At 62.7% G+C, this 18,697-nt stretch carries 18 protein-coding genes and 1 tRNA gene; 8 read left to right on the top strand and 11 right to left on the bottom strand.

Annotated elements, in window-relative coordinates; translation table 11 throughout:
• Nucleotides 1-41: 41 nt before the first annotated feature.
• The gene (locus tag IC234_RS02225; protein ID WP_190922192.1) at nucleotides 42-500 is read right to left on the bottom strand and encodes a hypothetical protein; all 459 of its coding nucleotides are present in this window, start codon (nucleotides 498-500) and stop codon (nucleotides 42-44) included.
• A gap of 272 nt (nucleotides 501-772) precedes the next feature.
• Here IC234_RS02225 and IC234_RS02220 point away from each other — a divergent pair, with 272 nt between their 5' ends.
• Nucleotides 773-1,438 (top strand): DUF4159 domain-containing protein, encoded by a 666-nt coding sequence (locus IC234_RS02220; RefSeq protein ID WP_190922191.1) that lies wholly within the window; start codon nucleotides 773-775, stop codon nucleotides 1,436-1,438.
• Between the two features lie 52 nt (nucleotides 1,439-1,490).
• Here IC234_RS02220 and IC234_RS02215 read toward each other — a convergent pair whose 3' ends face one another.
• The 5 genes from IC234_RS02215 to IC234_RS02195 all read right to left on the bottom strand — a co-directional run bounded on the left by IC234_RS02215 (nucleotide 1,491) and on the right by IC234_RS02195 (nucleotide 5,627).
• Nucleotides 1,491-2,045 (bottom strand): hypothetical protein, encoded by a 555-nt coding sequence (locus tag IC234_RS02215; protein WP_190922190.1) that lies wholly within the window; start codon nucleotides 2,043-2,045, stop codon nucleotides 1,491-1,493.
• Between the two features lie 39 nt (nucleotides 2,046-2,084).
• On the bottom strand, nucleotides 2,085-2,621 hold the full coding sequence (locus tag IC234_RS02210; protein ID WP_190922189.1) for a 1-acyl-sn-glycerol-3-phosphate acyltransferase: 537 nt from the start codon (nucleotides 2,619-2,621) through the stop codon (nucleotides 2,085-2,087).
• Between the two features lie 145 nt (nucleotides 2,622-2,766).
• Nucleotides 2,767-3,612: a patatin-like phospholipase family protein gene (locus IC234_RS02205; RefSeq protein WP_223827430.1), complete on the bottom strand. Its 846-nt coding sequence runs from the start codon at nucleotides 3,610-3,612 to the stop codon at nucleotides 2,767-2,769.
• Nucleotides 3,613-3,678: 66 nt separating this feature from the next.
• The gene (locus tag IC234_RS02200; protein WP_190922188.1) at nucleotides 3,679-4,527 is read right to left on the bottom strand and encodes an MBL fold metallo-hydrolase; all 849 of its coding nucleotides are present in this window, start codon (nucleotides 4,525-4,527) and stop codon (nucleotides 3,679-3,681) included.
• 152 nt (nucleotides 4,528-4,679) lie between these two features.
• Nucleotides 4,680-5,627 (bottom strand): acetyl-CoA carboxylase carboxyltransferase subunit alpha, encoded by a 948-nt coding sequence (locus IC234_RS02195; RefSeq protein WP_190922187.1) that lies wholly within the window; start codon nucleotides 5,625-5,627, stop codon nucleotides 4,680-4,682.
• Nucleotides 5,628-5,926: 299 nt separating this feature from the next.
• On the opposite strand from IC234_RS02195, the gene IC234_RS02190 reads away from it, so the two are divergent.
• The 5 genes from IC234_RS02190 to IC234_RS02170 all read left to right on the top strand — a co-directional run bounded on the left by IC234_RS02190 (nucleotide 5,927) and on the right by IC234_RS02170 (nucleotide 11,192).
• Nucleotides 5,927-6,000, top strand: a tRNA-Asp gene (locus IC234_RS02190).
• A gap of 988 nt (nucleotides 6,001-6,988) precedes the next feature.
• Nucleotides 6,989-7,969: an aspartate carbamoyltransferase catalytic subunit gene (locus IC234_RS02185; RefSeq protein WP_190922186.1), complete on the top strand. Its 981-nt coding sequence runs from the start codon at nucleotides 6,989-6,991 to the stop codon at nucleotides 7,967-7,969.
• Between the two features lie 78 nt (nucleotides 7,970-8,047).
• Complete coding sequence (locus IC234_RS02180; protein WP_190922185.1) at nucleotides 8,048-9,325, top strand: dihydroorotase; 1,278 nt, start codon at nucleotides 8,048-8,050, stop codon at nucleotides 9,323-9,325.
• A 110-nt stretch (nucleotides 9,326-9,435) separates the two neighbouring features.
• Nucleotides 9,436-9,948, top strand: a complete 513-nt coding sequence (gene purE, locus IC234_RS02175; RefSeq protein ID WP_190922184.1) for a 5-(carboxyamino)imidazole ribonucleotide mutase — start codon at nucleotides 9,436-9,438, stop codon at nucleotides 9,946-9,948.
• Complete coding sequence (locus IC234_RS02170; RefSeq protein ID WP_223827429.1) at nucleotides 9,945-11,192, top strand: 5-(carboxyamino)imidazole ribonucleotide synthase; 1,248 nt, start codon at nucleotides 9,945-9,947, stop codon at nucleotides 11,190-11,192. The genes purE and IC234_RS02170 overlap by 4 nt, the downstream gene beginning before the upstream one ends.
• 235 nt (nucleotides 11,193-11,427) lie before the next feature.
• Here IC234_RS02170 and paaZ read toward each other — a convergent pair whose 3' ends face one another.
• On the bottom strand, nucleotides 11,428-13,491 hold the full coding sequence (gene paaZ, locus IC234_RS02165; RefSeq protein WP_190922183.1) for a phenylacetic acid degradation bifunctional protein PaaZ: 2,064 nt from the start codon (nucleotides 13,489-13,491) through the stop codon (nucleotides 11,428-11,430).
• Nucleotides 13,492-13,761: 270 nt separating this feature from the next.
• Between paaZ and IC234_RS02160 the strand changes: the two genes are divergently transcribed.
• Nucleotides 13,762-14,247, top strand: coding sequence for a hypothetical protein (locus IC234_RS02160; protein ID WP_190922182.1), 486 nt, complete (start codon nucleotides 13,762-13,764; stop codon nucleotides 14,245-14,247).
• 78 nt (nucleotides 14,248-14,325) lie between these two features.
• Here IC234_RS02160 and IC234_RS02155 read toward each other — a convergent pair whose 3' ends face one another.
• Nucleotides 14,326-14,676, bottom strand: a complete 351-nt coding sequence (locus tag IC234_RS02155) for a 4Fe-4S dicluster domain-containing protein (RefSeq protein WP_190922634.1) — start codon at nucleotides 14,674-14,676, stop codon at nucleotides 14,326-14,328.
• Nucleotides 14,677-14,869: 193 nt separating this feature from the next.
• On the opposite strand from IC234_RS02155, the gene IC234_RS02150 reads away from it, so the two are divergent.
• Nucleotides 14,870-15,883 carry an acyl-CoA reductase gene (locus IC234_RS02150; RefSeq protein WP_190922181.1) on the top strand — a complete coding sequence of 338 codons (1,014 nt, stop codon included), beginning with the start codon at nucleotides 14,870-14,872 and terminating at the stop codon, nucleotides 15,881-15,883.
• Between the two features lie 177 nt (nucleotides 15,884-16,060).
• Here the strand turns inward: IC234_RS02150 and IC234_RS02145 are convergent, their stop codons facing one another.
• From IC234_RS02145 to IC234_RS02135, 3 genes are all read right to left on the bottom strand, one after another.
• The gene (locus tag IC234_RS02145; protein WP_190922180.1) at nucleotides 16,061-16,933 is read right to left on the bottom strand and encodes a nucleoside phosphorylase; all 873 of its coding nucleotides are present in this window, start codon (nucleotides 16,931-16,933) and stop codon (nucleotides 16,061-16,063) included.
• Nucleotides 16,934-16,983: 50 nt separating this feature from the next.
• Nucleotides 16,984-17,928 carry an oxygen-dependent tRNA uridine(34) hydroxylase TrhO gene (trhO, locus tag IC234_RS02140; protein ID WP_190922179.1) on the bottom strand — a complete coding sequence of 315 codons (945 nt, stop codon included), beginning with the start codon at nucleotides 17,926-17,928 and terminating at the stop codon, nucleotides 16,984-16,986.
• 87 nt (nucleotides 17,929-18,015) lie between these two features.
• Complete coding sequence (locus IC234_RS02135) at nucleotides 18,016-18,648, bottom strand: NeuD/PglB/VioB family sugar acetyltransferase (RefSeq protein ID WP_190922178.1); 633 nt, start codon at nucleotides 18,646-18,648, stop codon at nucleotides 18,016-18,018.
• Between the last annotated feature and the right edge of the window lie 49 nt (nucleotides 18,649-18,697).

Raw genomic sequence — 18,697 nt, 5'->3', positions numbered from 1 at the left:
CAACAGCCGCCGCGGCCCGGGACTTAAGGCAAGGGGCGCGCCTACTTGAGGTAATACGCGCGCAGTAGCTGCATGGCTTCTTTGGAACTGGCGGCGCACTCCCGGCAGAACGTCCCGACGCCGTTCACGGGGCCTTCGTATTTCCAAACGAAGGTTTTGGGGGCGTCGTTGGCCGAGCTGGCCACCTTCAACGCGGTGCCGCTGGGAATGATGCTGAACAGGCGGTCGTCGGCCGTGCGGATGGCGAAGCTGGAGCCGTTGGTCATGCCCGTTTTGGGCAAGTAGTTGGCCGGCTGTTCGCTGCGCTCTTTGCCCCGCACGTAGTACACATCGCCCCGCTTGCCGTCTTTCACCCAGAAGCTTAACTCTTCGTACTGGTCGGTGCCGGGCTTGCCAGCGGCGTACGTGGCCACTTTGGTTTGCGCGTGCGCGGCCGTGCTGAGCAGCAGCGCAAGGGCTAAGGTTGCGGTTTGCAGAAGAAGGTGACAGTGCCGATGCATGGGCCAAGCGTGAAGTACAACGTGATTCCGCTTACTAATTCGGACGCGTTAAAGTTGCTGCGGGCCGCTTCGATTCGACCACGCGGCTTGTTATGGAGCCCGCGGTTCAACCGCTTCTGCTGTTTGGCACCGGCCAAACCGGCGCAGCCAGCCGCACGCCTCCGGAGCAACAGTTGCCGTGAATTCCCGCCTTTTCGGCGCCATGGAGCCTGAACTTTCCGATTCGGCCGTTACTTTATAGGGCTGTCAGGGCTAGCCTGGCGCCGACTCCTATGCTGAAACACCTGCTGCTCACCGCTGCGCTGCTGCTCACGCTCACCGCGGCCGGCCCTTCGTCCTACAGCTTCCGCATTGCCAAGCTGCATTACGGCGGCGGCGGCGACTGGTACGCCAACAAAACCTCGCTGCCCAACCTCATCAGCTTCTGCAACCAGACGCTGAAAACCAACATCGCGCCCGACGAGGCCACCGTGGAGCTCGACGCGCCCGAGCTCCTCACCTACCCCTTCGTGCACATGACCGGGCACGGCAACGTGAGCTTCACGGCCGCCGAGGCCCGCAACTTACGCCGCTACCTCACCGGCGGCGGCTTCTTGCACATCGACGACAACTACGGCCTCGATAAATTCATCCGCCCCGAGATGAAGAAGGTATTTCCCGAACTGGAATTTGTCGAGCTGCCTTACTCCCACCCGGTTTACCACCAGAAATACCAGTTCCCGAAGGGCCTGCCCAAGGTGCACGAGCACGACGGCAAGCGCGCCCAGGGCTTTGGCCTGCTCTACAAGGGCCGCCTAGTGTGCTTCTATAGCTACGAATGCGACCTCGGCAACGGCTGGGAAGACGTGGGCACCTACCCCGAAGACTCCCCCGCCACCCACGAAGCCGCCCTGCGCATGGGCGCCAACCTCGTAGCCTACGCCCTGACGCAGGACTGATAACCGGTCTGCCAGCCCACGCTGGGCAGCCGCGAAACGCGGCGTGTGGCGTCTATTCGTATTTGCGGGCAAATATTTCGCTCAGCACAAAGGCGGCCCGCACACTCTCGGGCCGGCGCAGCATTTCGCGCACGGCTTCGGCGGTGGCCACGGGCGCAGGCGCCTCTGCTTTTGCCAGAAGCGGCTGCCGGGCCGATGCCCGCGGCAGGCCCGAAGAGCGTTGGGCCGGCGGCGCGGGCGCATTGTGCGGCCGCGCCGTGGCCGGTGCCTCCAGCGAGCGTTGGGTCACCGCGGTGCGCTCCTGCGAGCGCGCCGGCCGCGCCACTTCCCGCGGCATGGGCCGCCCGGCCAGCGTGTGGGGCGCCGGCTGGGGCACGGGAGGCACCACGACGGGCCGGGGCGTGTCGGGCGCGGCGGCGTTGCGCGCCTGCATTTGCCGCAGCATTTCCTGAAAAGTGGCGGTGGGCAGCGCGGGCGGGTCGTGCGGCGTGCGGCGCGGCCGCTCCTGCATTTCGCGGGCGGTGGTTTCCTGGGCTTTTTTTATCAGCCGAAACACGAAGGCGCCGAGGCCAAAGAGTATCCAGAGCAGCGTTGCCAGCTTTTCCATGGCCAAAAGGTACGGGCAAAAGCCCAATTCGCCATTGGCCTACCGCACGCCCTTTTCCGGAAAGCGCCCGGTGATGGTGCGGTAGAACGCTTTGATTTTGGCTTCGTCGGCTTCGTAGTCGCCGGTGGGCCACACGGCCTCTCCGATGCCGGCCTCCTTCTTTTTATAGTCCAGGTAGCCCAGGCGGATGGGCACGTGGGCGCCCAGGGCGGCAAAATAGTAGCCCTTGCGCCAGCGCGGCTGGTAGGCGCGCGTGCCCTCCGGGGTGATGAGGATGACCAGCTCGTCGCGCTCGTCAAACAGCTTCACCATGCCGTCGACGAGGCTGTTGTTTTTGCTGCGGTCCACGGCCAGCCCGCCAATGGCCTTCACCAGCCAGCCGAGGGCCCAGTTGTCGGTCCACTCCTTTTTCACGGTGAAGCGCACGGGCACGCCCATCAGGTAGAAGGCCGCCCGGGCCAGAATGATGTCCCAGTTGCTGGTGTGGGGCGCCGCAATCATCATGCTCTTCTTGATTTCCGGGTTGTGAATCTCGCCCAGGTGCCAGCCCGCTACTTTGAAAACGAGCGTGGCCATGGTGTACCAAAAGGGAGATTTTTCGCGGGGAGTCATGCGGGGCAACATAAGGGTGAGAAACGGCGCCCAGGAAATACCGGAAGCCGTCGGCGGTTTACAACTGCAAAGATGGGCCGCGGGGCACAATGCTGCGCCACGCCCGCGGCTAGGGCCGCTGCAGCAGCGCCGCCAACGCATCGGCCTGCGCCAGCGTGTAGCGGTAGCCGATGTCGAACAGCTCGGTGCCGCGCTTGTAGCTCAGGGGGCGGTAGTGGCGCAGGTCGGGCGGCTCCAGCAGCAGGTCGCACTGGGCTTTGCGGCTGGTGGTGTTGGCGTTGATGGCCAGGTGAAGGGTTCGCTCGATGAGCCGGCGGAAGTTGGGAATGCGCGCTTCGGAATTGATGGGGTTGCAGTTGACGCCCACCACCCGCAGGCCCGTCTGGCCCAGCAGCGGCTCCACGGGCAAGTTGTTGAGCAGGCCGCCGTCCACCAGTTGGCGGCCCTGATATTCTACCGGCCGGTACACAATTGGCACCGCCGACGAAGCCAGCAGCGGCGGCAGCAAGGGCCCCGAGTTGAAATACACCGACTCGCCGGCCATCAAATCCGTCGCCACCAGCGTGAGCGGCAGGCGCAAATCCTCGAAGTTGGCCGTGGTGCCCAGGTGCCGGGCCAGCAGCTGCGACACGGCATCTAAGTGCAGCAAGCCAAACCGGCTGAAGGCCGGCCGCGTCAGCCGCACCACATTGGTTTCCTGCAGCAGCCGCAGTATTTCCCTGGGCGGAAAGCCCGCCGCGTAAAAAACACTCGCAATGGCCCCCGAGCTCACACCCGCTAGCTGCGCCACCGGCAGTTGCAGCTCATCCAGCGCCGCCAACACCCCCAAATGCGCAATGCCGCGCGCCCCCCCGCCGGACAAGGCCAAACCCAACTGGTGGGCAGGCAGATTGGCGGAGTGCTGGGGTGCTGAAGTGGTGGCGTGGTGGGTGGGCTGCACGTTCGATTGTGGCAAGGTTTGTCCTTGTACGGGTTTTACAACAACCCGCTACTTCTCCCCCCTTCCAGCCCCTCACCGGGCTTACAGGTCCGCCAGTCGCAGGGTTTCGGCCAGGCGCACGCCTTTGTCGGTGTGCTGCACGGTGCAGGCCTCGTGGGTGGGGTCGTGCTCGAGCAGCAGCACCCAGTTTTCATCGGCAGCCCGGCGCAGCACGGCTTCCTTCTCGGGCATGGTGAGGAGCGGGCGCACGTCGTAGCTCATCACATACGGCAGCGGAATGTGGCCCACGCTGGGCAGCAAATCGGCCATGAAAGCCAGCGTGCGGCCCTTGTACTCCATCACCGGCACCATCATCTTCTCGGTGTGCCCATCGGCCAGAATGATTTCGCGGAACTGCGGCAGCGCATCGGGCACGCCCGCGCCTAGGTCGACAAACTTCAAATGCCCGCTTTCCTGAATGGGCAGGATGTTCTCCCGCAAGAAGCTGGCCTTTTCGCGCGGGTTGGGCGTCACGGCCCAGCTCCAATGCGCTTCGTTGCTCCAATACGTCGCGTTGGGAAAGGCCAGCTGCAGGGCGCCGTCGGGCCGGCGCAGCACCGAGCCGCCGCAGTGGTCGAAATGCAAATGCGTCAGAAAGACATCGGTGATGTCGCTGCTGCTAAAGCCCAGCTTGCGCAGAGACTTTTCCAGCGTGTCGTCGCCGTGCAGGTAAAAATGCCCCCGAAACTTCTCGTCCTGTTTGTCGCCGATGCCGTTGTCAATCAGCAGCAGCCGGCCGCCGTCCTCAATCAGCAGGCAGCGCATGGCCCAGGTGCACATGTTGTTGGCGTCGGCGGGGTTCAGCTTGTGCCACATGCTTTTGGGCACCACGCCAAACATGGCGCCGCCATCAAGTTTGAACAAGCCGGTATCAAGGGTATGGATTTTCATGGGTGGGATGTGAACGGTTCGTAATCAAAAAGCAAACGTCATGCTGAGCGCAGCCAACGCGCTTCTACAGCGAGAGTAACTAGTTACTTCCCCAGTAGAAACACTCCGGCTGCGCTCGGCATGACGTTCTTTTATTTTCTATATCAACGCGGCTACTCCACCACCACGCCCATGGCCGAAAACTTGTCGATGCGCTGCGAAATGCGCTCTTCGGCCGGGATGGCGGCCAGTTCTTTCAGCGTCTTGAGCAGCGTGTTTTTCAGGGTGTCAATCATTTGCTCGGGAGCGGTGTGGGCGCCACCCAGGGGCTCTTTCACAATGCCGTCGACCAAGCCGGCTTTCTGCATATCAGTAGCCGTGAGCTTGAGGGCTTCGGCCGCCTGCTCCTTGTAATCCCAGGAGCGCCACAGAATGCTGCTGCACGACTCCGGCGAAATCACCGAATACCACGTGTTTTCCAGCATCAGCACCCGGTCGCCAATGGCAATGCCCAAGGCGCCGCCGCTGGCCCCTTCGCCAATGATGACGCACACCACCGGCACTTTCAGCATAAACATCTCTTTAAGGTTGCGGGCAATGGCTTCGCCCTGCCCCCGCTCCTCGGCCTCCAGGCCCGGAAAGGCGCCGGGCGTGTCGATGAGCGTCACCACGGGCACGTTGAATTTCTCGGCCAGCTTCATCAGGCGCAGCGCCTTGCGGTAGCCCTCGGGGTTGGGCATGCCGAAGTTGCGGTACTGGCGCTGCTTGGTGTTGTGGCCCTTCTGCTGGCCGATGAACATGACCGTTTGCCCGTTAATCTCGCCGAAGCCGCCCACCATGGCCTTGTCGTCGCCCACGGTACGGTCGCCGTGCAGCTCCACAAACTTCTCGGCCATGCCCTCAATATAATCGAGGGTGTAGGGCCGGTCGGGGTGCCGCGAGAGCTGCACGCGCTGCCAGCGGGTGAGGTTGGCGTACGTTTCTTTCTTAAGGTCTTTGATGCGCTTTTCCAGCGCCGCCACGGCTGCGCCTACTTCCACGTCGCTGTCGGCAGCGAGCTTTTGCATTTCGAGGAGCTTGCCTTCGAGGGCAGCAATGGGTTGTTCAAAGTCAAGGAGCATGAGGCGCGAAAAAGATTGCGGGGAGTGGGAAGGCGAAAATAACGGGCGGCGCGGGCAAAACGGGGCTTATACCTGCCCACGCCACCCCAAACTGCCGCCACGGGAGCGGGCGGCAAAGGTAAAACATCCTTTGTTGCAGCAGCACGCAAAAATTAATGTTCCTGAGAAACAACCCCAAAGCCCCAAAATCGAATTCTTTTTGAAGAAATATTGGCCCCAGGTTTGCAGGGCGCGGTTTTCTTGCCCTACCTTTGTAACACCAAAGCGGAAAAGCACACGGCTTCTCCACCAAGGCAAACGGTTTGGTAGTTCAGTTGGTTAGAATGCCGCCCTGTCACGGCGGAGGTCGCGGGTTCGAGTCCCGTCCAGACCGCGAATCGTTTGTAAAAAGGCCATTTCCAGCACGGAAATGGCCTTTTTTATTGCCCAAGCGAAAAATGGCGGCGAAAAAAGGTGGCAGTCGTTATGCAGCCCGTCCCCATTTAAGGATTTATCAATCGACCCAACCCACGCTTCCTCTGCATTCAGCAGTCCTGCAGCCACCCGTTCTTGTGGTGGCACTGCTTGTGAAAGCCAGCGACTCAGTCACTATCAATTCGAATGAACTGGCACTTTGTTTTGCAGCGTTAGCTGCTTCTAACTAGCAGGCCTTTTTCTTCTTCGAATCACCAGCCGGTAGTGTGGCTGTGAAAGTCAGTTGACTTCCCTGCCCACACCCTGCTGTGTTTCCAGTTAACCGCCAGCGTACTCGACGCCAATGGCGCCGTCCAAAAGCGAAGCAGCCCGTGAACTACCGGGTTGTTCATGCGCTGCTTGCTGCCTGAAATCAGTGGCTTGCCCACTGAGCCTCCGAAATAAAGAGCTAAAGTTAAGCTGGATTGTGCTTGCAAAGCAATTGGTTACGCAGGCCATATTTTTTTTTAGCGGCGAAAAGCACGACAAAAAGAGCGTGGTTTAGACCGTTAGGTCGGAAATAGAAGGTGGGGAAAGCAATGCAAAAAATAACTTAACATTATGGATGAGTTGCCTGGCTTAACAATTCCGTAGTTTTGCGTCATGCTTCAACCAAAACACCTGTTGATGAAGCGCGGAGCCCTGCTCGACCGGGGACCGCGGGAGGACCGGAAGGTCTTTGCCGCCATCGGTTCTCCCGATTTTGACGCTGTTGTTTCCGTTGTTTTTCCGCCTGTTGCCCCGTTACCGTTTCGGATTCCGAAACGGTTTTTTTATGCCCGCTGAGTTCGTTGGCTGCCCCGCAGACAGTCATACATCATGGCGCCAATGCGGGGTAAGCGCATCGAAAACCGCTCGTCTTACCCGTCTCTCATTCTGACCACGTACTTATTTTCCCCCGCTTTGGTATGGCACGCAAAGACCTGCTCGACATCGCATCCCTTCACCGCGAGGAAATCGAGTTCCTGCTCGACCAATCCACGTCCTTTAAGAAGCTGTTCACCCGCTCGGTGAAGAAAATCCCGGCCCTCGAGGGCAAGTCCGTACTCATGCTGTTCTACGAGGCCAGCACCCGCACGCATTCGTCGTTTGAGGTGGCGGCCAAGCGCCTTTCGGCGGAGGTCACGAACTTCAACGTCGACCATTCCTCCATCACCAAGGGCGAGTCGGTGCGCGAAACCATCGAGACGCTCCAGGCCATGCGCACCGACTACATTGTGGTGCGCCACAGCCACTCGGGCCTGCCGGGCATGATTGCGCGGCAGACCACGGCGGCCGTCATCAACGCCGGCGACGGGGCCCACGAGCACCCCACCCAGGCCCTGCTCGACGCCTTCACCATCAAGGAGAAATTCCCGGACCCCCGCGGCAAGAAAGTCCTCATCATCGGCGACATTCTGCACTCGCGCGTGGCGCGCTCCACCAGCACGCTGCTGCAAAAGCTGGGTGTGGAGGTGGCGTACCTCGGGCCGGGCTCGTTGGTGCCCAAGTACGTGCCGGCCACCATCCCCCGCTTCACCGACTACGAGGCGGCCATGGCCTGGGGGCCCGACGTGGTGTACTTGCTCCGCGTGCAGCTGGAGCGCCAGGACGTGCAGTTTTTCCCCAGCGTGCGCGAGTACCACCGCGTCTACGGCATCACCAACACCCGGCTGGCCGAAATCAGCGACCGGGGCCTCTACATTATGCACCCCGGCCCCGTGAACCGGGGCGTGGAGCTCTGCGACGCCGTGATGGACTACGAGCGCAGCCTGATTACCAACCAGGTCGAAAACGGCATTTCCGTGCGCATGGCCGTGCTCGACTGGCTCACGCCGGGCGGCGACTTCCCGAAGCAGGAAGCGTATGCTGGACAGCCGCGCGCCAACTCGACGGTGATTACGCCCTGACCGCCGCACGCGTCCGCGGCCTTCGTTTTTTCATTTTCCTCTCCACTACCCCTTGTGGTTCACAGCAACTAATACTTCATGCTTCTCCTTCAAAACGCCCGCATCGCCTCCGAAAATTCTCCTGTGCTGCTCGAAAGCGATGTCCTGATTGTCGAAGGGAAAATTCAGGATATCGGCCAAGGCCTGGCCATTCCCGCGGATGCCCGGGTCGTCGACGCGCGGGGCCGCGTGCTGCTGCCCGGCATGTTTGATGCCCACGTGCATTTCCGCGCCCCCGGCTTCGAGAACAAGGAAACCATCACCACGGGCAGCGAAGCCGCCATCAACGGCGGCGTGACCGGCGTGGTGATGATGCCCAACACCCGCCCGGCCCTGGATTCGGCCACCGCGGTGGCGACCGTACTGGAAAATGCCCGGGACCGGGCCCGCATTCCGGTGTATACCTCCGGCTGCGTCACTAAAAACCGCGAAGGCAAGGAGCTGGCCGAGATTGAAGGCATGCGCGAGCTGGGGGTGAAAATGCTGACCGACGACGGCGACACCACGGCCGACCCGGCGGTGCTGCTGCGGGCCATGCAGTACGCCACCGAGTTTGGGATGTTCTTCGCCAGCCACTGCGAGGTGCCGGAGCTGGCCGGCCCGCGTGCCCTCAACGAAGGCGTGATGAGCTACCGGCTGGGCATCAAGGGCTCGCCGGCCTGCGCCGAGGAGATTATCATCGACCGCGACATCCGGCTGGCCCGGGCGGCGGGCGCCCACGTGCACATCCAGCACGTGTCGAGCAAGCTGGGCATGGAAACCATTCGCTGGTGGAAATCGCGCGGCGACGTGAAGGTGACAGCCGAGGTGGCCCCGCACCACCTGCTGTTCACCGACGAGCACATTGGCGACTACGACACCAACTACAAGATGAACCCGCCGCTGCGCACGCAGGCCGATTGCGACGCGCTACTCGAAGGCCTCAAGGAAGGCGTGTTCGACCTCATTGCCACCGACCACGCGCCCCACACGCCGTTCGAAAAGGCCCAGGACTTCATCAGCGCGCCCAACGGCATTACCGGCCTCGATACGGCGCTGGTGTCGCTCTACCACCACTTTGTCGAGCCCGGCAAGTTTGGCTGGGACCTGGTAGTGAAGCGCTATTCGGCAGAGCCTCGCCGCCTGATGGGCCTGCCGGTGGCCGCCATCGAAGTGGGCCAACCGGCCGATTGCCTCTTGTTCGATACCGAGGCGGAAACCACCTTCACGAAGGAATTTATGAAGTCCAAATCCCAAAACACGCCCTTCATCAACCAGACCTTAAAAGGCAGCGTGGATATGGTGATTCTTGGAACAGAGGTCCTGTTAGAGCGCTAATGGGTTGGTGACGGAAAGACAAACGTTAATATAGAAGGTCCTGCTGAGCGCAGCCGAAGCGGTAGAAATGCTTCGGCTGCGCTCAGCAGGACGACCAATTACCTGACCTTATGAGTACCTCCTCCACCTCTGATTCTCCCCCCCCCCTCATCGGCGTGGTCATGGGCTCCAGCAGTGACTGGGACACCATGCAGCACGCCGTGCAGATTCTCACGGATTTTGGCGTGGCCCACGAAGCGCGCGTGGTGTCGGCCCACCGCATGCCTGACGACTTGTTTGCCTACGCAGAGCAAGCCGGGCCGCGCGGCTTGCAGGCCATCATTGCCGGCGCGGGCGGGGCCGCCCACTTGCCGGGCATGCTGGCTGCCAAAACCACGGTGCCCGTGTTGGGGGTGCCAGTGGCCAGCCGCCATTTGCAGGGGGTTGATTCGCTGCACAGCATTGTGCAAATGCCCAAAGGGGTGCCCGTGGCCACGTTTGCGATTGGCACGGCCGGGGCGGCCAATGCGGCGCTGTTCGCCGTGAGCATGCTGGCCCTGCACGACCCGGGGCTGGCCACCAAGCTGCAGGCGTTTCGCGTTGCCCAAACCGAGGCCGCCCGCGCCATGACGCTGCCGGTATGAACAACGCCATGCACATTGCCGCGATGACGCCTATTTACCCCGGCAGCACGGATGCCGCGGGCAGGCCGGCCACCCTGGGCGTGCTGGGCGGCGGCCAGTTGGGCCGCATGTTTGTGCACGCCGCCCAGCGCCTGGGCTACTTCACCGCCGTGCTGGAGCCTGACACCGAAAGCCCCGCCGGGCTGGTGAGCCACCACCACATCCAGACCGACTACGACGACCCGGCCGGGCTGGCCCAGCTTGCTGATTTATGCCAGGCCATCACGACCGAGTTTGAAAACGTGCCCGCGCAGGCCCTGCAGACGCTGGCGCAAACGCGGCCCGTGGCCCCGGGCGCGGCCGTGGTGGGCATTGCCCAAAACCGCATCGAGGAAAAAGCCCACTTTGTGGCCTGTGCTGACCTATCGGGGGTGACCTGTGCGCCCTATGCGGTGATTGAAACGCCGGCTGAGTTGCAGGCCGTCCGGGATGAGCGGCCGGACTTATTGCCCGGCATCCTCAAAACCGCCCGCCTGGGCTACGACGGCAAGGGCCAGGTCCGCGTCCGGAACGCCGCGGACCTAGCCACAGCCTGGGCGGAGCTAGGCAGCGTGGCGTGCGTGCTGGAAAAGATGCTGCCGCTCACCGCCGAATGTTCGGTGCTGGTAGCGCGCGGCTGGGACGGGCAAGTGGTCAGCTTCGCCCCGCAGCGCAATGTGCACGTCGACGGTATTTTGGCCGTTACCCACGCCTACGAAGGCAACATGCCGCCCGCCCTGGCAACCCGGGCCCGCGACGCGGCGGTGGCCATTGCGCAGCAGCTCAGCTACGTTGGGGTGCTGTGCGTCGAGTTTTTTATGGTAGAAGACGGCAGCGAACACGGCAGCCTGGTGGTGAACGAGATGGCCCCGCGCCCGCACAACAGCGGCCACTACACCCTGGACGCCTGCGACGCCTCGCAGTTTGACTTGCAGGTGCATGCCATGGCCGGCCTGCCCCTGCCGCAGCCGCGTCAGCATTCGCCGGCCATCATGCTCAACCTGCTGGGCGATGTGTGGTTGGACGCCAGCGGCCAACGGCGCGAGCCCGACTGGACGGCCGTGCTGCGCCTGCCGGGCACGCACCTGCACCTGTACGGCAAGCTGCACGCCCGCGCCGGCCGCAAAATGGGCCACCTGACCATCACCGGTCCGGATGTTGCCAGTGTCAAAGCTGTGGCCCAGCGCGCTGTCGCACTGCTCGGCTTGCCGGGATACGAGGATTAGCCAATGACTTTCAACACTAGCGGGCCGTCCCTCCTGCCCATCATTTCGAGCATCGAGCCATTTGTGAGCCGGGTGCCCCAAACCTTGTGACGGTCTTTGACCTCGCCGCAGGCTACCCGGCCCTGATGGCTCGCCCGAAAGGCCTCAGTCATCCCATCGGGCCTTGTTAAACACAGAGTGCCAGCCGCTATCGGCTGGCACTCTGTGTTTTCGATAATTGAATCTACTGAATTTTCTACTCTTGATTCCGCTTCTTCACCATGGTCAGAATCGTGGCCACGGCCACGGTTTCGCCGGTTTCGTCGGTCACGGTCACCAGCCAGCGCACGATGCCTTTGGCCACGTCGGTTTCGTCGCGCTTCTCCTGCCCTACTTTTTCCTTCACCGTCAGCGTCACGCCGATGGTCATGCCAGGGTACACGGGCTTGGTGAAGCGGCATTCGTCGAGGCCGTAGTTGAGCAGCACGGGCCCTTTGCGCGGGTCCACGAACATGCCGGCGGCCTTGCTCAGGATGTAGTAGCCATGGGCCACGCGCCCGGTGAAGAGCGTGCCCTCCAGCGAGGTGGCGTCGACGTGGGCGTAGAAATTATCGCCCGACACCTGGGCGAAAGCACTGATGTCGGCCTCCGTCACGGTGTGGCGGTGGGTGGTGTAGGTCTGGCCAATTGCGAGCTCTTCGAAGTAGTGCTGGAAGGGGTGCTTGTCTTTTTCTATCTGCTTGGCACCGGTCTGGTAGACTTCCGTGATGGCCGTAATCATGCTCGGCGAGCCCTGCAGGGCCACGCGCTGCATGAAATGCTCCACCCCGCGGATGCCGCCCATCTCCTGCCCGCCGCCGGCCCGGCCGGGGCCGCCGTGGATGAGCTGCGGCAGCGGCGAGCCGTGCCCGGTGCTTTCCTTGGCCATTTCGCCGTTCAGCACCAGGATGCGGCCGTGGTGCGTGGCGGCGCCCAGCACGAAGTCCTGGGCCGTGCGCGGGTCGTTGGTGGCCAGGGAGCACACCAGCGAGCCCTTGCCCATGTTGGCTAGCGTCACGGCCTCTTCGGTTTCGCGGTAGGGCATCAGCGTCACCACCGGGCCGAAGGCTTCGATTTCGTGGCTGTCGAGGTGCTTGAACGGGTCGTCGTTGCGCAGCACGATGGGCGAGGTGAAGGCGCCCTTGGCGTAGTCGGCGCCGCGCTCTTTGCCCAGCAGCTCCACTTCTTCCAAGTTGCCATACACGATGGGCGTGTGTTGGGCCAGGTGGCGCACCCGCTCGCGGAAAATCTCGGCCTGGGCCCGGCCGGCCAGGGCGCCCATGCGCACACCTTCGGCCTGCGGGTGGCCCACGGTGGTTTGGGCCAGGGCCTTGCCCAGGGCAATCTGCACGTCTTCCAAGTAGGCTTCGGGCACGATGGCGCGGCGAATGGCGGTGCATTTCTGCCCGCACTTGGCCGTCATCTCCTTGCGGATTTCCTTGATGAACAAGTCGAACTCCGGGGTGCCGGGCCGCGCATCCACGCCCAGCACGGCGGCGTTGAGCGAGTCGGCTTCCATGGTGAAGGGCACGGCTTCTTCGATGAGGCGCGGGTGGGCGCGCAGCTTGCGGCCGGTGGCGGCCGAGCCGGTGAAGGTCACCACGTCCTGGTAGGTCACATGGTCGAGAATGCCCTGGCCCGAGCCCACCACGAGCTGCAACGCGCCTTCGGGCAGGATGCCGGAGGCGATGATTTCGCGCACCACGGCCTCGGTGAGGTAGGCCGAGGGCACGGCGGGCTTCACCACGGCGGGCATGCCGGCCAGCAGGTTCACCGCAATTTTCTCCAGCATGCCCCAGATGGGGAAGTTGTAGGCGTTGATGTGCACCGCCACGCCTTCGCGGGGCACCAGCAGGTGCTGGGCCATGAAGGTGCCGCCCTTGCTCAGGCCCACCGGCTCGCCCTCCACGTAAAACGGCTTGTCGGGAAACTTGCGCCGCAGCGAGGCGTTGGCAAACAGGTTGCCGATGCCGCCCTCTATGTCAATCCAGGAATCGGCCCGCGTGGCGCCGGAGCGGTAGCTGAGCTCGTAGAAAATCTCCTTCTTTTCCTGCAAGTGGAAGGCCAGCGCCTTCAGCATGCGGCCCCGCTCGTGGAAGGTCATGCGGCGCAGCTTGGGGTTGCCCACGCGGCGGCCATAGTCCAGAATGGAAGCAAAGTCAAAGCCTTCGGTGTTGGCCAGGGCAATGACTTCGCCGGTGCTGGCGTCGAGCATTTCCTGGGGCGCGCTGGCGCCGGGCGTCCAGCGGCCGAGGGTGTAGTTTTCGAGGGTGTGGGGCATGGTGGGTGGGAATGATGTTTAGAATTGTAGCGCGGACTCTGCAAGTCCGCGTTTGGTAGAACGTTCTGGCAGGCGCGGACTCGCGGAGTCCACGCTACACGCCGGCGGTTCTAAAGGGGTTTGCCGGCCGTTGCGGTTCATTGGCGGCCGAATTTAAGTGGCAGGCCCCGCTCGTGCCCGGCGCATGCTGCGGGGATGGCAATCAGAAGAGTTGGTCGCACGCGCCAGCTTTTGCGTATACCTCCTTCTGCCTCACTTAACTCTGAACTGATGCGCTACCGTTTCCTCCTGCCGCTGGGTTTCTTGCTGGGGTGCGCGGCCACCGACCAGCCCGCCGCTGATGCGCCCACCGCCACCGCGGTGCCGCCCGTGAGCCGGGCCTTCGATGTGCCGGCCCTGTTGGGCATGAACGCCGACCAAATAGCCCAGCCCCTCACCGGCCAAAGCATTCGCCCCGACCACGACCGCACGCCCCGCGTGGGCCCGTCGGGCGCCACCGAAGCCCTCTACACCTATTGGCGCGACACCACCGCGCTGGAAGTGAGCTACAATCCCGAAACGCTTCGGGTCAACAGCTTCTTTATCAAAACCAAAGCCGGGCACACCGCCAATTATGAGACCCTGCTCAAGCTGGCCAACGTGAGCCGCTTCGACAAGCGCCTGAACGTCGAGCCCATTGCGTCGGTGAGCAACCCCCAGCTGTTCACGGGGGTAAAACTGACGCCGCAGGCGGCTTCGGCTGAATCGGCACAGTAAGCAGCAATTTGCAGAATTAATTGCCACCAAAAAGGCCGCTCCTTTGGAAGCGGCCTTTTCCTTTTCAAGTACAAGAAATCAGGCGGCGATGTGCAGCCATTCTTTCTTTTCGAGCAGGCGCTCGCGGGTTTCGCGCAGGTCGGGGTCGTCCACGCAGCAGTCCACGGGGCACACGGCGGCGCACTGGGGCTCTTCGTGGAAGCCCACGCACTCGGTGCACTTATCCGACACGATGTAGTAGTATTCGTCCGAAACGGGCGTTTGCGGGGCCGTGCCCGCTACCACGGTGCCGTCGGCGGCGGTGACTTCTTTCAGCGTCGTGCCATCGGCCCAGCGCCATTGGGCGCCGCCTTCGTAAATGGCGTTGTTGGGGCATTCCGGCTCGCAGGCACCGCAGTTGATGCACTCGTCGGTTATCATGATGGCCATGTGGCGTCGGGGGGTCAAAGTTGTGAAGAAACCAAAGCAGTTCGAGCAGGCTTTACGTAAAAAAGCGGGCGCGCGCCGGTCATTGGCCGGACAAAATTAGCCAACACCGACCGGGTTTGCATGGTTTAGCCCAATTTTGCTGACAATTCCTCTGCCCGCGCGTCGCCCTGGCGCGCCGGGCCTCCCCTTTTGCATGAATCAATCCGAACGACTTGCCGCTTTTGTGGCCCTGGGCCAGCGCCTGGCCTCCCTCTCCCCCGACGAGCTTACGGCCCTGGCCGCCCGCGCCCGCAACCAAAACGCCTGGTTCGACACCCCGAACGTGACGGCCGCCTTCGCCGGCCTGGCCCACCTGCTGGCCGAGGCGCCGCTGCGCCGCTGGGCCGGCCGCTACCCGCCCGAGCCCACCACCGTGCACAAAATCGGCGTGGTGATGGCCGGCAACATCCCCATGGTGGGCTTTCACGATATGCTGTGCGTGCTCATCAGCGGCCACGTGCTGCTGGCCAAGCTCAGCGCCGACGACACCGTGCTCATGCTCTGGCTCATGGAAGAACTGACCCGCATTGAGCCGCGCTTTGCGGACTTCATGCAGGTACTGCCGCGCCTCAATGCCGCCGATGCCTTCATCGCCACCGGCTCCGATAACACGGCGCGCTACTTCGAGTATTATTTCGGCAAGAAGCCCAACATCATCCGTCGCAACCGCACCAGCGTAGCCGTGCTGACGGGGCAGGAAACCAACGAGGAGCTGGCCAAGCTGGGCCCCGACATTTTCCAGTACTACGGCCTGGGCTGCCGCAACGTGAGCAAGCTGTTCGTGCCCAAAGACTACAGCTTCGTGTCCCTGCTCGATGCCCTGCAGCCCTTCGAAGGGGTGGTGCACCACCACAAGTACAACAACAACTACGACTACAACAAGAGCATTCTGCTGGTGAACAACGAGCCGCATTTCGACAACGGCTTCTTCCTCATCCGGCCTAGCCAGGGGCTGGTTTCGCCCATTTCAATGGTCTTTTATTCCGAATACTCCAGCGAAATCGACCTCGTAGACCAACTGACAGACATTGCCGCTCAAATGCAGTGCGTGGTTTCGGCCGGGGCGCGTTTTGCGGGCAGCCACCCGTTTGGGCAAGCCCAGTCGCCGCCCGTCGACGAGTACGCCGACCGGGTGGACACAATGAAATTCCTGGCCGAACTCGTCTGAACCACGGATTCGACGGATTTTTCGGATTTCGCGAATTTTGTGGATGTCAACCCAAGAACAGCAACAGAGAAGGCCATCCCGTCGGGATGGCCTTCTCTGTTTGTTTTTGAATTACAACTAGATGATTGCATCGTCCACAAAATCCGCGAAATCCGAAAAATCCGTCGAATCCGTGGTTCAGACGAGGCGTTGCAGGGTCTGCTCAATCATGGCATCGACCACGGCGCCGGCGTTGTCGGCAAATTCGCCGGTGGCGCGGTTGGCCACGATGGCATTCAGCGACAGCACCTCGTGGCCCAGCATGCGGCCCAGCGAGTAGTAGCCGGCCGTTTCCATCTCGAAGTTGGTGAGGCGGAACTCGCCCTCGGCGCTCTGGTGGCGGAAGTTCTGCAGGCGCTCGATGTAGTTGGGGATGCGCAGCTCTAGGCGCAGGCTGCGGCCTTGGGGGCCGTAGAAACCGGGGCAGGTGAGCGTGTTGCCCATCACCATGCCGGCCCCCAGCTGCTCGCGCAGCAGGTCGGAGCCCCGCACCACGTAGGGCGCGTAGGGCAAGCCGAGGGATTTTTGCAGCTCGGTGGCTACTTCGGTTTCCAGGCCGGTTTCCATCAGCGGGTAGAACTGGGCCAGGCTGTCGAGGCCCACGGCGTGCTCGGTGGCCAGCATCGAGCCCAGGGGCACGTCGGCTTGCAGGCTGCCGCTGGTGCCCAGCCGGATGATGCGCAGGCTCATGCGCTCCTCCTGGGGCCGCACCGTGCGCGACACAAAGTCGATGTTCACCAGCGCGTCGAGCTCGTTCATCACGATGTCGATGTTGTCGGTGCCCATGCCGGTGCTCAGCACCGTGATGCGCTTGCCCCGGTAGTAGCCCACGTGGGTCACGAACTCGCGGTGGGTGGTTTCAAACTCCACCGAGTCGAAATGCCGGCTCACCTGGGCCACCCGGCCGGGGTCGCCCACGGTGAGGATGGTGTCGGAAATGTGGTCGGGCAGCAGGTTGAGGTGGTAAATGCTGCCGTCGGGGTTCAGGATGAGCTCGGAAGAGGGAATCATGGGAATGGTGAGAAGGTGTTCGGGGTGGGAACGGAGCGAGGGAAGTCGTTTCAGGCCTTGTACGAGGCCAGGCCTTGGGCAGGGTTGTAATGGTTGCTTAGCTTGGGGTAAGAACCCGTGCCGTCGTAGGCGCGCTTGTCGGGGTGGGCGGCGCAGGCTTCGGAGCAGGCGCCCTGCAGCTGGTCGCCGCAGGCTTCGCACAGCGGCAGGTGGGCGTTGCAGTGCGGGTTGGCGCAGTTGATGAGGCGGTTGCTGGGCTGCTGGCAGTGCTGGCAGCGCGATATCACGGTGGGGTTCACGCGGTTCACGTCCACGGCCACGCGGTTGTCGAACACGTAGCACTGGCCGTCGAAGTCCTCGCCCCCGGCCTCAATGCCGTACTTGATGATGCCGCCGTGCAGCTGGTACACGTTTTCGAAGCCTTGCTCCAGCAAGTAGGCGCTGGCTTTTTCGCACTTCACGCCGCCGGTGCAGTAGGTTAGAATTTTCTTGTCCTTAAACTCCTTAAGGCGCTCCACGCGGTCGGGGAAGTCGCGGAAGTTTTCGATGTCCAACGTCACCGCGTTTTTGAAGCGGCCGAGATTGTACTCGTAGTCCGAACGCACGTCGACCACCACCACGTCGTCGCGGTCCTTCAGGGCCTTGAACTCCTCGGGCGACAGGTGCTGGCCGGTTTTCTCGTGGGGCCGCACGTGGCGCAGGCTGCTGTGCACAATTTCGGGCTTCACGCGCACGTGCAGCTTCTGGAAGGTGTGGGCCGCCACGTCGTCCACCTTAAACTCCAACGCGGCAAAGCGCGGGTCGGCCTTCACGATTTCCATGTAACGGGCGCAGCTTTCGCGGGTGCCCGACACGGTGCCGTTCAGCCCTTCGGCGGCCACGATGATGCGGCCGCGCAAGTCCAGCTCCAGGCACAGGCGGTGGTGCTCTTCCCGAAATTGCTCGGGGTTCTCAATCGGCGTATAGCAGTAGTACAGAAGAACCTGGTAGTCCATAATGGTCAATTGCTCGTTATCAATTGCTCGTTGTCAACTGCGAAGTCTGAGACTAACAGCTGACAACGAGCAACTGACAACTATAATTTACACTTTCACAGCGGGGTTGCCGAACACGGTCTGGCCGTTGGGCACGTCGGCCACCACCACCGAGCCGGCGCCCACGCGGGCTTTGTCGCCGATTTTGACGCCGGCCACCACCACGGCACCGGCGCCCACGAAAGCCTGCTCGCCCACCTGCACGTCGGCCCCGATGAGGGCGCCGCTGCCCAGCTGGGCAAAGTTGCCCACGGTGGCGCGGGCTTCCACCACGGCGTTGCCGTTCACCAGGCAGCCGTCGCCGAGCGTGGCAGTGGCCGCCACCACGGCGTTGGGGCCCACGTAGTTGCCGTGGCCCAGCGTGGCATGGTTCGATACGCTGGCGCGCTCGTGAATGGCATTCACCGGCACGGCCTCGTACTCGTTGCGCAGCATCTCGGTGAGGCTGCGGCGGCTGGCGGTGTCGTCGGTGGCCACAAAGACTTCGCACTTTTTGCCCAGCAATTTCAGCAGCTCGCCGTCGTCGGTGTTGCCCATCACGGGCACGTCGAGCAGCTCGGTGCCTTGCAGCTTTTTATCGTCGTCGAGCAGGCAGTACACCACCACGTCGTTGGAAAGAAAAGCGTCGAGGGCGGCGGTGCCCACGGTTTGGGCGCCAAGAATGATAACGGGGTTTTCCATTAGAAGAGGTTGCAGAGGGCTGGGGCGAGGACCGGGCGCCGCAACTGGG

It is taken from the genome of Hymenobacter armeniacus, assembly GCF_014699055.1.
Lineage (GTDB): Bacteria > Bacteroidota > Bacteroidia > Cytophagales > Hymenobacteraceae > Hymenobacter > Hymenobacter armeniacus.
Note: the sequence above shows the minus strand (reverse complement) of the source record. Positions and strands in the feature narration are given on the sequence as shown.